Raw genomic sequence first — 13,931 nt, 5'->3', positions numbered from 1 at the left:
ACGTGCTTACAATTCAGACGGTTCATCGCTTGCATGATGTTTGTCGTAATCAGATTATGCTAATCGTTAGCTTTCAGCCAGTTATCCAGAACTTGAATGAACTCGTCATGCTGGTCTAATAAGGCCAAGTGTCGGCTGTTGGCAAATAAGTGCCACTTTGCACCCGGAATATGATCGTAAACGGATTTAGCAATCAGTGGGGTACATAGATCATCAGTACCGTTGGTCACTAAGACGGGTACGTGGATCTTATGCAGATCATCAGTCACATCATAATCGCTGATGGTGCCATTTTCGGTGAATTCGTTAGGTCCTTCCGCAATGAGGCTGGCCCGTTTACCATTCGTTTCACGTCGCAAAGGCTCTGGTGAATTTTCATCTGGGTCATCCCAGCAATAGCGTTCCATGTAGCGGTCATTGGCGGCCAGATACTTAGGACCAGTGAAGTTACCGGTTCGTTCTGCTTCCGCAATGGCTTGCCGGTCTTCATAACTTAGGTAGGAAATTAGCCGGTGCTGCTCTTGCGTCCATAGCTTAATTGAAGCAGGGGAACCATCGATCATGACACTCTTCACGCCGGTCTGGTCGTATTGAGTCAGGTAAAGCATTTCCAGCATACCACCCCAAGACTGACCCAACATATGGATCTGGTCGAGGTGCAGGTATTTTCTTAAGGCAATCAGCTCTTCCGCCCAAGTTTCCTTGACGTAGACACTTTCGTCTTCGGGTAGCGAAGACTTGCCGCAGCCAACTTGATCGTACATAATCAGCTGACGGCCGGTTTCTGCGTAGTCGTCTAGTAATTCAAAATAGTTGTGAGATGAACCGGGGCCGCCATGAATCAATAATAGCGGTGCTTTACCCGGCGTTTTTTCGCCCACGATTCGATAATAGGTTTTATAGTCCCGAAATGGCATGTAGCCTTCTTGAATTTTCATTCTAATCAATCCCCTTTGCAATATGGTTTCATAGTTGATTGTACTACTGATTGTGCGCTGTTGGCGGAATCATTGACCAATTTTAGATGGTATAACCGCTTGAAAAGATAGCCCTGCCTATCGTAGAATATACTTAGTGATTATTTACACAATATAGGGTGAAGGTATGGTGAGGTCAATCATGGCAGATTCAATTGTGCAGTTAACGGTGGCTGACACTGAGAAACTGCAGACAATCAGTCGCGAAACGTTTCAGGATACGTTCGGCGCGTATAATACCGATGACGATATGGAGTGGTACCTTAACAATGAGTTGAGTCTTAAACGACTCCAAGGGCAGCTGGAAAATGCACATTCATTCTTTTATTTTTTAAAACAGAATGGTCAAGTTGTGGGTTATTTAAAGCTAAATATTAACGACGCTCAATCCGAGGATCAGGGCGGTGATGCGTTAGAAGTTGAACGCATCTATGTGCGGCCGGACTATAAGCGATTGGGCTATGGTCGGCAGTTGATGGATTTCGCCATCAAGCGGGCATACCAATTAGATAAAAAGTTCGTGTGGTTGGGGGTCTGGGAATATAACCATGCTGCGCAAAAATTCTACGAAGCGTTAGGCTTCACTCAATTTGATGATCATCTGTTTACTTTAGGGGGCGCAAGGCAGAGGGATGTGTTGATGAGAAAAGAGTTGAGAGTGTGAAAGCCGGCGCTTAGAGACTGGAGCGTAAGCCAAGGAAAACGGTGATTAGGCGTTTTTTGTCTGATCGCCGTTTTCCTTGGCTTACGTGCAAGTCTCTGCCTGCTTGAGCACGTTTAATCTAAATAGCAGAAATAAAACCAACATAGACCAAATTTTCACCATTTTCTCCCCAAAACAATCTCAACCCACAGTAAAATAAAGACAGAATGTGACATATGGGAGAGAATTTCATGGCAACACAAAAATTAAGTACCCGCAACCTCATTTTTATCGGCATGATGTTATTCGGCCTCTTTTTCGGTGCTGGTAATCTGATTTTTCCAGTGTTTGTTGGTCAACAGGCTGGCACCAATTTTTTGCCTGCCTTAATTGGTTTTCTGATTTCTGGTGTTGGTCTACCCCTGCTGGGTGTAGCAGCAATCGGAATTACCAAATCAGATGGCGTTTTTCAGCTGTCCCAAAAGGTCAACCGGTTTTACGCCTATGCCTTCACCGTTTTACTTTATCTCTGTATCGGGCCGTTATTTGCACTGCCACGATTGGCATCGATTTCCTTCGAAGTTGGGTTGAGTCCATTTGTGGTTCAAAGGCATCAAAGTAGTGGCTTATTGGTATATTCCTGCCTATTCTTTTTAGCGGCTTGGTGGTTTGCCCGAAAGCCCAGTAAAATCATGGTTTACGTTGGTAAGTTTTTGACGCCAGCTTTTTTAATTTTACTAGCAGCACTATTGATCATGGTGGTGATTAAGCCGATGGGCAGTGGTCAACTGCCAGTGGATGATTATGTGAAGTCACCTGTCGCCGCGGGCTTTACCGCGGGTTATTCCACTATGGATGCCTTAGCAGGATTGGCGTTTGGCATTATTGTCGTCAACGCAATTCGTGAGCTAGGGGTGACGGAACCAACTCGGGTGGCCAGCGATACTATTCGGGCTGGCAGCATTGCGGTGATCTTCATGGCTGTGATTTACAGTTTGCTGGGTCTGTTAGGTCGTAACGCACTGGGGCAATTCAGCCGGGCTGCTAATGGGGGGCCAGTATTAGCCAATGTTGCCAATTATTATTTTGGTGATTTCGGAAATCTACTTTTAGCTGTTTTGGTGATTTTAGCTTGTTTGAAAACTGCTATTGGACTGATCACTGCGTTTGGGGATACCTTTAAAGAACTATTTCCTCGTATTCCCTATGCGGTGCTGATCATTTTGGCCAGCGCAGTACCGCTGATTTTTGCCAACATTGGCCTAAATCGCTTACTGTTATTTTCCACACCGTTACTTTACTTTATATATCCGCTAGCGATTACCTTGATATTGATGAGTTTATTGACACCGATTCTTGGTGAGTCACGGTGGCTGTTTGGCACCGTAACGGTATTTACTTTGATTCCGGCGGTACTTGATGGGTTAAATGCATTACCAGCTGGTTTACATCATGGCTGGATTGCGGATCTGCTATCGCTGGGCCACTTGTTACCGGGATTCAGCGTTGGTCTTGGTTGGACGGTACCTGCGTTGATTGGGCTAGTGATCGGATGGGGTTTGGCACAAATGTTTGAACAAAAAATTGAGCACAAAAAATGACGGCAAAGTTGCCGTCATTTTTTATACTATGGTGAGTGGGTTTATCTTATAAAGCCCAGGCACCCATACCTTGTGCCTTGTACAGTGAAACTGCAGCATTCACTTGGGCAGTAACATCGCCACCGTTGATGTGCATGTTTTGGAACAGACCGTAAGCACCGCTTGAACTGTTACGGATACCAGCGTTCCAGCCTGATTCACGAGTGATGATTGCGTTCCAAGTAGAAGCAGAAACACCAGTCCGTGAAGCCATTTGGTTCAAGACGTAGCTCTTCATGTTGCTACCAGTGTAGCTTGATGAGCTAGCGTTGTTGCTAGTTTGAGTAGCAGTTGTGTTGGTTGAACCGTTGTAGTTGTTTGTTTGAGCTTGGTTATTGCTGTTGTAGGCTGTGGTTGCATGGCTCGTAGTAGCAGTTGCTTGATGAGTCGTTGAGCCATCAGGAATCGTTAACTTGTCACCTGGCAAGATTAAGTGGTTGCTGATGTGGTTTGCTTGTTCGATTGAATTGATAGTGGTATGGAAGGTTTGTGAAATCGCCCATACTGAGTCACCTGACTTAACGGTGTAAGTCGTAGATGCGCTGGCGCTACCTGCACCTGCAAAGAACAAACCGATAGCTGCTGCTGATGTTGCTAAGATTGAAGTAACAAATTTTTTCAAGTATATACACTCCTATAATTTAAACCTGTGAGGTCCATCAATGTGTCGATTCATATCAATCAACAGGACTGAGTTTACATGCTAGGTGTTACCTGGGCGTATCACTGAATTTAAGAAAATAAGTCACTATGCAACAATAAATTGAACTTTCGTAATATTTGAAATAATAAAGAAATTTTAAAGCAGCTAGTATAAACACGGTGAGGTCGTGTAACGGTTACGGTTTCAAAATCTAATATATCCTCGATGGATGTTAAGTATATTACTGAAAAATGAGTTTTAGACATATTGTGTGACCAAATCGTTCCCAGATACATTTCTAGAATACTTTAACGGTGATTACTATATATTGTGGTAATAATTGGAAATTCTTTCAGATTGTACACAATATATGGTTGAAGTGACGAAGGCAACACTATATTATGTATTTGTGAGCAAATAAAGTACCATATATGGAGTTGATTGGAATGCAGGAACCCAAAGAATTAACAATAGAAACGTTAACTGTTCTTAAACGTGATGGCAGGGCCGTTAAGTTCGACACCAAAAAGATCGAACGTGCAATTAAACGGGCTGCCATTTCAGTTGAACCCGAATTAACGGATGAAGACCAGCACGCCATTGATGACGTGGTGGAGGCTGTTTTGACTGAAATTAGCAGTCGGTTCAAAGAAAACGTCAAGATCTACGAGATTCAAAGCATCGTTGAACACGAATTAATGGAACGTCAGCAGCTCGACTGGGCACAAGCTTACATTAATTATCGTGCCCAAAAAGATCTTAAGCGCAACCAAGCCACTGATATTAACTTTACGATTCAGAAGTTGCTACATAAAGATGAGACAGTGGTCAACGAAAATGCCAATAAAGATAGTAACGTTTTTAATACGCAGCGTGATTTAACTGCCGGAACAGTTGCCAGAACGATGGGACTGAAGATGTTGCCGCCAAAGGTTGCTAACGCACATTTGAAGGGTGATATTCACTGGCATGACTTGGACTACCAACCATACAGTCCAATGACCAACTGTTGCTTGATTGATTTTAAAGAGATGCTGAATCACGGTTTTAAGATTGGTAACGCCGAGGTTGAACCGCCTCACTCAATTCAAACCGCTACGGCACAAATGTCACAAATTATCGCCAACGTGGCTTCTAGCCAGTACGGTGGCTGTTCAGCAGACCGGGTTGACGAACTTTTAGCACCATTTGCCATGAAGAACTATGATAAGCACATGGTAGATGCTAAGAAGTGGATCGAAGGCAAAGACCGCCAAGAAGACTTCGCCAAACAAAAGACCATTAAAGATATCGATGATGCCATGCAGGCGTTGGAATACGAAATTAACACGCTATATTCATCTCAAGGACAAACGCCATTTACAACGCTTGGGTTTGGCCTGGGTACGAGCTGGGTTGAACGTGAAATTCAAAAGGCGATTCTCAATGTTCGAATTGCCGGTTTGGGTAAGGAAAAGCGGACTGCTATTTTTCCTAAGCTTGTCTTTACCATTAAACGTGGATTGAATTTAAAACCCGAAGATCCAAACTATGATATCAAGGAATTGGCTGTGGAATGTGCCACCAAGCGGATGTATCCTGATGTTTTAATGTACGATAAAATCGTTGAACTCACTGGTTCATTCAAAGCACCAATGGGTTGCCGTAGTTTCTTGCAGGGCTGGAAAGACGAGAATGGAAAGGAAGTTAACGCTGGGCGGATGAATTTAGGGGTTGTGACCCTGAACTTGCCGCGAATCGCGCTTGAATCGAAGGGTGATAAGGACAAATTCTGGTCAATCCTAAAGGAACGGCTTGATATTTGTAAAGAAGCCTTAGTATTCAAGGTCAACCGCGCTAAGCAAGCGACGCCCCAAAACGCACCGATTCTTTATGAATATGGGGCTTTTGGCAAACGATTAAAGCCAGAAGATTCTGTGGACGAACTCTTTAAGAACCGTCGTGCCACCGTTTCGCTTGGCTACATCGGGCTATACGAAGTGGGAACAGTCTTTTATGGGCCTACTTGGGAACACAATCCCGAAGCTAAGCAGTTTACGGTTGACGTGGTTAAGAAGTTGTATAACAGCTGCAACGACTGGGAGAATCAGTATGGTTATCACTTTAGTGTTTACGCAACGCCGGCTGAAAGTCTGACCAATACCTTCTGCCAAGCTGATATTAAGAAGTTTGGCCGGGTTAAAGACGTTACGGATAAGGAATACTATACGAACAGTTTCCACTACGATGTCCGTAAAGCACCAACCCCATTTGAGAAAATTGATTTTGAAAAGGATTACCCGCCATACAGTGCTGGTGGCTTCATCCACTACTGCGAATATCCTAACTTGAAGCAGAATCCCAAGGCTTTGGAAGCTGTTTGGGACTACGCTTATGATCGAATCGGTTATTTAGGCACCAACACGCCAATTGACCAGTGCTTCAAGTGCGGTTTCAAAGGTGAATTTAAACCAACGGCTCGTGGATTTGAATGTCCACAATGTGGTAATACTGATCCAGCAACTTGTGACGTGGTCAAGCGGACTTGCGGTTATCTCGGTAACCCTAATCAGCGGCCAATGGTTCACGGGCGGCACGTTGAAATTGCTAGTCGAGTCAAGCACATGACTTTAGGTAACGATAATAACAATATTGCGAGACAGTAAGGTGACAGTATGCAGACTAAAAAAGTGAGATTACCAAAGAATCCCCAACCCAAAGAATGGCTGGCGGATGACTTAAGTGAACAGCGAATCGCGAGCTATAAGCCGTTTAACTTTGTGGATGGTGAAGGTGTGCGCTGCAGTCTGTACGTGAGCGGTTGTAAGTTTAGCTGCCCAGGCTGCTATAACAAAGTTGCTCAAAATTTTCATTTTGGAACGCCCTATACGCAAGAGCTTGAGGATCAAATCATTGAAGATCTGAGCCAATCCTATGTACAGGGATTGACCTTACTGGGTGGCGAACCGTTTTTGAATACGCAGGTTTGCAACCATCTTTGTCACCGAATCCGTAAAGAATTTGGGCACGATAAGGATATCTGGAGTTGGACTGGGTATACGTGGGACGAACTGATGAAGGAATCTGACGATAAAAAAGAACTGCTGAGTTTAATCGACATTCTTGTGGATGGCAGGTTCTTGCAGGCGCAAAAAGATCTCACGCTACAGTTCCGTGGCAGTAGTAACCAACGCATCATTAATGTTCCTGAATCATTAAAGAGTGGCAAAGTTGTGATTTGGGATAAGTTAGTAAAGTAGAGCGTGGAGCAACACGGGTTGACTCCAGAATATAACGACAGTAAGGCGGGTTCCCCGAACTTGGGGACTCGCCTTACTGTCGTTATATGGCCGGAGTCAGTGTTGCGGAGCGCGTTTCGGCGGGGTAAGAGTGAAAAATTTACGCACGATAAAAGGAGCGCTTCATTGTGAAGTACTCCTTTTTGCTGTACATATGTGAATTTTTGTTCCCAAAATTTTAAAAGTTAGACTTTAATCAAAGGATTTCACTGCTTGGAGAACCAAATCAGCGAACCACTCTCTATCAATATGAAAGAGGACCTTGCAATTGGGTTTGTCTTTAGTGATATTGTAATAATCAATTAAGGATTCGCCGGCAGTTAATTCACCCTTTGTTTCAATATCAACATTGCATTTTTTGCTAGTAAACTTTGTCGGATCAATCAACCATGCAATGGTACATGGATCATACATTGGTAGCCCTTCAAAATTCCAATGAAGATCAAAGGTCATCCCGTAAAAGTCAGTCAGGCCAGCGACAGTTTTGCCAACAGGGTTTTTGACTTTATGGATTCTTTTTAAATCTTCATCCAGAAGTTGTGCTTCAAAGCCCACATTTAATGGTGCCAGGACGATTGGAATTCCAGAATTAATGACAATCTTTGCGGCCTCAGGGTCAACTTTAAAATTAAATTCAGTTGTTGGTCCCCAATTTCCAACTCCCATGCCGCCGCCAAGAATAACTAACTGTTTAATCTTGGATTTTAAATCCGGATGAACTGCTAAAAATAATGCGATATTGGTACATGGACCGGTAATAACTAATGTAATCTCATTCGGATTCTCAGAAACAAGTTTCGCAATTAGTTCGATTGCAGGTAAATTTTCTGCTTGAAAGTCAGGATTAGGCAATTCAGCACCATCTAGACCAGTAATTCCGTGCATTGCAACACCAGATACTAATGTCCTTAATAATGGCGTTCGATTCCCGGAAGCGACCGGTACAGAGTGAACCTTCATTAAAGTTAGTAACGACATGGCGTTTCTAAGTGTTTGGCTATGTTTTTGATTCCCTGCAGAAGTCGTGACCCCAAGCAAATTAATCTTTTTGGAGTAAACAGCTAAAATTAATGCAATAGCATCATCATGGCCCGGATCACAATCAATAATAACATCCTCCATAACACAATCCCCCGAAATATTATAATGTTTTAACATTAATAATAGTTAATTTAAGGTTTTATGGCAAGATATTTACGTTTAATGAAATCAGATTTTAATAATAACCTTTCCATCTGAAAGGTTATTCTCAACGATCTCCTGTCCTTCGATGATGCCATTTAGAGTGAAGGCTTTAATCCGATCAATTGGGACATGAAGCTGGTTGTTTCTAATCATTAGAGAAATTGCAAAAAATGCGTCACTGTCAAGATATTTTGGATTGGGAACGACTTGTTTAAAGAATACATTAGGTCTTGTATACTTCTCCGCTGGTAGCGTTGTTAAAGAGACATATGTGCCGTTGTCTTTGATTATCTCGATGCCAGCTTTTCCACCGACACCGTTATTGGTGGCATCGATTAAGACATCTGCAACACGAGAAAATTTCTGTCTGACGGTCTCGTTATCATAACCACCAAATTCATCAGCACCATTTGCGAGCACTCGGTTTTTTGTACTTGAAATATCGGTTCCAATTACATAGAGTCCCATAGCCTTTGCCATTTGTACAAGTAACGATCCGACTCCGCCAGCTGCTCCAAGAATCGCAATGGTCTGACCCGATTGAACTTGGGCTGCATGAACAAGCACATTATAAGCCGTTATTCCTGACAGTGGGAGACCAGCAACTGTATTCGGATCAGCGTTATTGGGTACCAGTCCTAAATGAGTTGATGAAACTTTAAAATATTCAGCATAGGTTCCTAAACCGGGATGTGCCATTACATCGTCGCCTACATGATAATTATTAACATTTCTGCCCACTTTCACGATTCGTCCAATCGCGTCTGAGCCTAGAATAAATGGGAACAGAAGTGTCACTCTATCTCTGAAAGTACCATTTCGAACAGAAATGTCAAAAGCGTTGATGGCGAAAGCAGCAGTTTTAATCAAAACTTCATCCGCACCAATTTTGGGAGTCGGTAATTCATATTCCTGCATAACATGTGAATTACCGTATTGATTTATTCCAAATGCTTTCATTGACATGCCTACTTTCTACTGCAAACTTTTTTTGAATGTTACGAGCGTTTGATAGCCAAGATTGTGGTCGCCTTCGTCTGTTAAACCAGAGATTATCAAGCTGCCAACAATACCAGTATCAGCAACAAAGATTGGAAGACCGCCACCAACAATGGCCACATCTTTTGGTGATAATCCACTAGACGTAAAGAACTCTGATTCATTGTTAAGATTGATTGCTTTCTCATAGAGTGACGAATGGTCGAATAAATCAACGGCCTTTTCTTTTTTACTGATCCAGATGTTGTTTTCGTTCGTAGTAAATTTTCCAGCGTGAAAGAAGACAGGACGCTTGTTTAATTTAATTAAAACACATACTTTTTCGTAGTCATCTTTACCAACTTTTTGTAAACAATCAACAAAATCGTTTAAATCTGATAGTCCAAAGTGGGGCAGTGTAGTTTCAGTTTCTTGATTTAGAATTTCTTCAGCACTCAACATAATTAATCCTCCATAATAAAATTATTCTAGTGGGTAACTCGTATCAACCTTTTGAGGTTCCCCAGTTTCAATTGATTTTTGTGCGGCAACAGCAGCTCGTTGAGCCATAACAACATCACGGCCTTCGGCGACTACTGGTTCATTATTTAAGATGGAGTTTACAAATGCTTTCATTTCAGCGATATATGCTGGCTTATAACGTTCTTGGAACATTGGTAGTGGCTTTTGCAATTCAATTCGCTTATCGTTATACAATTCCACCGTACTGTCACTAACGTTTTCGGCTTTTAACATACCTTCAGATCCAAACACTTCAACCCGTTGATCGTATCCGTAGACAGCTTTTCGGCTGTTATCGATTAATCCATACGCTCCGTTTTCAAACTGGAGAACTAAGGCTAGAGTATCAATATCATTGATATCTTTTAACGTTGGATCAATAAGAGTGCCTCCTTTAGCGTATACCTCAGAAATATTGCTATTCATCATGTAGCGAGCCATATCAAAATCATGCATCGTGAAATCGAAAAGCAACCCACCAATACGCTGGATTAGGTCATGAGGCAACAAGTCAGGATCCCGAGAAGTAATTTTTACAACTTGTGGAGTCCCAATTTTTCCATTCCGGACATTTTCGTAAATATTTCTGAATTGAGGATCCATTCGACGATTAAAGCCAATTTGTAACTTTACTCCCGCTTCTTTGACTGCCTTTAAGACATTTAAGCTGGCTTCTTCGTGTAAGTTCATACTTAGAGGCTTCTCACAGAAAATATTCTTACCAGCTTTAGCAGCTGCTGTAACAATCTCCTCATGTGTATCAGTTGATGTAAAAATGAATACAGTATCGATTTCAGGGTTGTTTAACAACTCATGATAATCCCGAGTCTGATTGGTTAACCCCAGGTTATTTAATTTTTCAGAGATGTTTTCAATAAAAACATCGGCTACTTCAACAATTTTGATTTCGGGCATCATTAACAAATTATTTAGATGCATTTGCCCAGCTCTGCCTAAACCAATAATACCTGCATGGATCTGTTTCATAATAAAAAACTCCCTTTCGTGAAAAAAATTATTTTGATTCTGGATTGACTCCAGATTTGTCACCATATTGAAATTCCATTTGGATCTGCTCTAGCGATTTGCCTCGTGTTTCCGGGGTAAATTTGTAGGCAAAGAAGAAAGATAAAATGTTGAAGAAAACGAAGACCATGAATGTGTACGACATTCCAAGACCTGATAAAAGAATCGGGAAAAAGTACCCAACTAAAAAGTTTGAGAACCAAAGGAAAAACGTTGACACACCCATACCGAGACCTCGTAAATTCTGTGGGAAAATTTCAGATAGAAGAAGCCATACAAGTGGAGAAATGAATCCTTGGAAAAAGCCAAGGAACATCATCGTACATGCCACAACTAGAATTGGTAAAATCGGTGATTTTGACATAGTTTCTGAAACTATAACAATTAAAACCAATGAGGTTGTGGTACCAATTATTCCAGACGTTAGCATCTTGCGCCGATTAACCTTGTTCATCAAAGACATGCCAATAATCGTGGCTGCGACAGAAACTATGCCATTAAAAATATTAGCGATGAGGGCGGCATTGTGTGCAAAGCCAGATTGAGTCAGAATAGTTGTTCCATAATACATCATAATGTTTATGCCGATGAATTGTTGCATCACACCGAGACCAATACCAATAAAGACAAGTCGACGTACCCAAGGTGTAGTTAAGTCCTTTAGTGTTGCTTGCTTAATTTCCTTTTCCTGATCAAGTGCATTTTGGATTTGACTGATTTCAGTTTTGCATGATTCAGGTTGTGCTCGAAGTGTTGATAAGGATTTAAAAGCCTCTTGAACTTTGCCCTTCATTACGAGCCATCTTGGAGATTCTGGAACGAAGAACATACCAATAAATAGTAGTATAGCTGGGATCATACCAAACCCAATCATATATCTCCAAATGTGGGAAACATAGCCAAACACATTTCCTAAAATTGCATTAACAACGAATGCCAATAGCTGTCCCGTTACAATCATTAATTCGTTTTGTGTTACAAGGCGGCCACGAATGGAAGGCGTTGAAATTTCAGATAAATAGGTTGGCACTATTACTGAGGCTCCTCCAACGGCAAGGCCAAGTAAAGTTCTGAAAATAATCATAAAAATAGCATTGGGAGCAATGGAACATGCAAGCGTGCAAATGAAAAATACAATTGCAAGATACTTTAATAGACGTCTTCTACCAATTAAGTCGGAAACTTTACCAGCAAAAACTGCCCCTACAGCAGCTCCAAGTGTAATTCCACTAGTCACCAAGCCTTCATCACCAGGTGTTAGATTTAACTCAGAGGGAGTTGCCATATAACCAATTGCACCATTAATTACTCCAGTATCGACACCAAATAGCAACCCACCAAGGGTTGATATTAGCGCTGTTCTTTGTAAATGATATTTTGCACGTTTTTCAGCAACAGAATTAGTCTGCTGATCACTAGAACTACCCAGCTGATTTTCCGCGCTTAGTTTGGTCATCATATTTTCATCTCCATATTATATATACAAGTCACATTCCCGTCAGATAACGAAAAACAAACATAAATCAAACGTCAATCAAGGTAAAAACACTATTCAGCGGTACATCAAATGTAGATGCGAACCATTATGCTTCGTGTCATAGAAACCATATCAACACAGCTATAGTAAAATGATTTAAAAAAAAGAGTCTAACTATAAAGTCAGTGTGACTGGTTAAAATGTAGCAACTTTCATCATAATCAGAACGTAATCAGAACGACCGAGAAGTAGTCGAATGTAAATTAAAAAAAACACAAAGTATTTAAAAGCTTCTGCTTAGATTATTTCACGACAACTTGTGAATGTCAACACGCACTTATAAATCGCTTACATTTTTCTTGTTTTTTCAAAAAATGCTATTGACAATGGCTTTAATCGTGCTATTCTGAGGTAGAACAAAGCAAGCGATACATTAACCAAAATAATAATATTTCCTGAGTTAGAACTAAATTTCACAATAGCTTGCTCAGTTCAAAATACTGATAGAAAGGGGTGATACGATGGCTGATAGCTCATTATTCACAAAGAAAAAAATCACAATCGGTATTATTGGCATGGGTCGTATTGGTAATGTTCATTATAAAAACCTACAAAAAATGCCTAATGTTGAAATTGCTTATATTTGTGACATTGTCGCAACTAACGAGTGGAACAAAAAATATCCACTGGCAGGAAAAATAGTTAAAGATTATCATGAGGTTCTTGCGGATGCCAATGTACAAGCTGTGATGTTGTGTGTGCCTACTGATCTTCATCCGCAAATGACTATTGATGCGGCTCGAGCAGGAAAAAATATTTTTTGTGAAAAGCCTGTAGGATTTGATGACAATGAAATTTTGAAGGCTTTTAAAGTTGTGAAGGAATCGCACGTTAAATTTCAAGTAGGATTTAATAGACGATTTGATAAAAACTTTAGAAGGATTGTTGATTATCGTAATCAAGGACAAATTGGTGATGAACAAATTCTGAAGATTACGTCACGAGATCCAGAACCACCGTCGATGGATTATGTTAAGCGGTCTGGCGGCATTTTCATGGATATGACAATTCATGATTTTGACATTGCGCGATTCGTTTCCGGTGAGGAAGTTGATTCTGTGTTTGTCGCTGGTGGAGTGATGATTGACCCAAAGATTGGTGAAGCTGGAGATATTGATACAGCGCTTACCACATTGTTTTTCAAGAATGGCATGGTTGGATCAATAGATAATAGTCGGAAAGCTGTTTACGGGTACGACCAACGAATTGAGTTGTTTGGTTCTAAGGGTATGGCACACGCGGACAACGTGCTGAATAGTACAACTACCTATTCGGGTAGCGAGTCAACTCGTGGTGATAAGCCAATGTTATTTTTCCTTCAAAGGTATGTGGATGCATACTTTAATGAATTAGTGTCCTTCTTCAATGCGGTTTTGAATGATACACCAGTTGAGTGTTCATTTGAGGATGGCATAAAGGCAATTAGGCTAGCTCAGGCGGCTAAAAAGTCTTTGGAAACAGGTCAAAAAGTGAAGGTTCAAGATATTTAATTTTAGGAGGTC

General features: G+C 41.3%; 12 protein-coding genes. 5 read left to right on the top strand and 7 right to left on the bottom strand.

The window, feature by feature from the left end; translation table 11 throughout:
- Positions 1 to 59: 59 nt before the first annotated feature.
- Entirely contained in the window at positions 60 to 938 is an 879-nt protein-coding gene (gene pepI, locus HC026_RS06670) for a proline iminopeptidase (RefSeq protein WP_168925215.1), read from the bottom strand.
- Positions 939 to 1,119: 181 nt separating this feature from the next.
- On the opposite strand from pepI, the gene HC026_RS06665 reads away from it, so the two are divergent.
- Both HC026_RS06665 and brnQ read left to right on the top strand, forming a co-directional pair.
- Positions 1,120 to 1,641 (top strand): GNAT family N-acetyltransferase, encoded by a 522-nt coding sequence (locus tag HC026_RS06665; protein WP_232843666.1) that lies wholly within the window; start codon positions 1,120 to 1,122, stop codon positions 1,639 to 1,641.
- A gap of 230 nt (positions 1,642 to 1,871) precedes the next feature.
- Entirely contained in the window at positions 1,872 to 3,221 is a 1,350-nt protein-coding gene (brnQ, locus tag HC026_RS06660) for a branched-chain amino acid transport system II carrier protein (RefSeq protein ID WP_168925214.1), read from the top strand.
- A 46-nt stretch (positions 3,222 to 3,267) separates the two neighbouring features.
- Here brnQ and HC026_RS06655 read toward each other — a convergent pair whose 3' ends face one another.
- Complete coding sequence (locus HC026_RS06655; protein WP_168925213.1) at positions 3,268 to 3,882, bottom strand: LysM peptidoglycan-binding domain-containing protein; 615 nt, start codon at positions 3,880 to 3,882, stop codon at positions 3,268 to 3,270.
- 467 nt (positions 3,883 to 4,349) lie between these two features.
- Here HC026_RS06655 and nrdD point away from each other — a divergent pair, with 467 nt between their 5' ends.
- Together nrdD and nrdG are read left to right on the top strand one after the other, a co-directional pair.
- Entirely contained in the window at positions 4,350 to 6,548 is a 2,199-nt protein-coding gene (gene nrdD, locus HC026_RS06650) for an anaerobic ribonucleoside-triphosphate reductase (RefSeq protein WP_168925212.1), read from the top strand.
- Between the two features lie 9 nt (positions 6,549 to 6,557).
- Positions 6,558 to 7,142, top strand: a complete 585-nt coding sequence (nrdG, locus tag HC026_RS06645) for an anaerobic ribonucleoside-triphosphate reductase activating protein (RefSeq protein WP_168925211.1) — start codon at positions 6,558 to 6,560, stop codon at positions 7,140 to 7,142.
- A 231-nt stretch (positions 7,143 to 7,373) separates the two neighbouring features.
- On the opposite strand, the gene rihA is transcribed toward nrdG, so the two are convergent.
- From rihA to HC026_RS06620, 5 genes are all read right to left on the bottom strand, one after another.
- Complete coding sequence (gene rihA, locus HC026_RS06640) at positions 7,374 to 8,303, bottom strand: pyrimidine-specific ribonucleoside hydrolase RihA (protein ID WP_168925210.1); 930 nt, start codon at positions 8,301 to 8,303, stop codon at positions 7,374 to 7,376.
- Between the two features lie 87 nt (positions 8,304 to 8,390).
- Positions 8,391 to 9,326, bottom strand: a complete 936-nt coding sequence (locus HC026_RS06635) for an NADP-dependent oxidoreductase (protein WP_168925209.1) — start codon at positions 9,324 to 9,326, stop codon at positions 8,391 to 8,393.
- 15 nt (positions 9,327 to 9,341) lie between these two features.
- Positions 9,342 to 9,806, bottom strand: a complete 465-nt coding sequence (locus tag HC026_RS06630; RefSeq protein ID WP_168925208.1) for a heme-binding protein — start codon at positions 9,804 to 9,806, stop codon at positions 9,342 to 9,344.
- A gap of 21 nt (positions 9,807 to 9,827) precedes the next feature.
- A complete protein-coding gene (gene iolG, locus HC026_RS06625) occupies positions 9,828 to 10,853 on the bottom strand; it encodes an inositol 2-dehydrogenase (protein ID WP_168925207.1) in 1,026 nt (341 codons plus the stop codon).
- 28 nt (positions 10,854 to 10,881) lie between these two features.
- On the bottom strand, positions 10,882 to 12,351 hold the full coding sequence (locus HC026_RS06620) for a sugar porter family MFS transporter (protein WP_408640983.1): 1,470 nt from the start codon (positions 12,349 to 12,351) through the stop codon (positions 10,882 to 10,884).
- 539 nt (positions 12,352 to 12,890) lie between these two features.
- Here HC026_RS06620 and iolG (HC026_RS06615) point away from each other — a divergent pair.
- Complete coding sequence (gene iolG / locus HC026_RS06615; protein ID WP_168925206.1) at positions 12,891 to 13,919, top strand: inositol 2-dehydrogenase; 1,029 nt, start codon at positions 12,891 to 12,893, stop codon at positions 13,917 to 13,919.
- Positions 13,920 to 13,931: the final 12 nt, after the last annotated feature.

The organism is Secundilactobacillus angelensis (genome assembly GCF_012641075.1).
Classification (GTDB): Bacteria; Bacillota; Bacilli; order Lactobacillales; family Lactobacillaceae; genus Secundilactobacillus; species Secundilactobacillus angelensis.
This window is presented reverse-complemented; position numbering and strand designations above follow the sequence as displayed.

Coding starts and splice junctions, on each gene's coding strand:
- pepI (WP_168925215.1), bottom strand. CDS start 938: ATGAAAATTCAAGAAGGCTACATGCCATTTCGGGACTATAAAACCTAT.
- HC026_RS06665 (WP_232843666.1), top strand. CDS start 1,120: ATGGCAGATTCAATTGTGCAGTTAACGGTGGCTGACACTGAGAAACTG.
- brnQ (WP_168925214.1), top strand. CDS start 1,872: ATGGCAACACAAAAATTAAGTACCCGCAACCTCATTTTTATCGGCATG.
- nrdD (WP_168925212.1), top strand. CDS start 4,350: ATGCAGGAACCCAAAGAATTAACAATAGAAACGTTAACTGTTCTTAAA.
- nrdG (WP_168925211.1), top strand. CDS start 6,558: ATGCAGACTAAAAAAGTGAGATTACCAAAGAATCCCCAACCCAAAGAA.
- rihA (WP_168925210.1), bottom strand. CDS start 8,303: ATGGAGGATGTTATTATTGATTGTGATCCGGGCCATGATGATGCTATT.
- HC026_RS06635 (WP_168925209.1), bottom strand. CDS start 9,326: ATGAAAGCATTTGGAATAAATCAATACGGTAATTCACATGTTATGCAG.
- HC026_RS06630 (WP_168925208.1), bottom strand. CDS start 9,806: ATGTTGAGTGCTGAAGAAATTCTAAATCAAGAAACTGAAACTACACTG.
- iolG (WP_168925207.1), bottom strand. CDS start 10,853: ATGAAACAGATCCATGCAGGTATTATTGGTTTAGGCAGAGCTGGGCAA.
- HC026_RS06620 (WP_408640983.1), bottom strand. CDS start 12,351: ATGATGACCAAACTAAGCGCGGAAAATCAGCTGGGTAGTTCTAGTGAT.
- iolG (WP_168925206.1), top strand. CDS start 12,891: ATGGCTGATAGCTCATTATTCACAAAGAAAAAAATCACAATCGGTATT.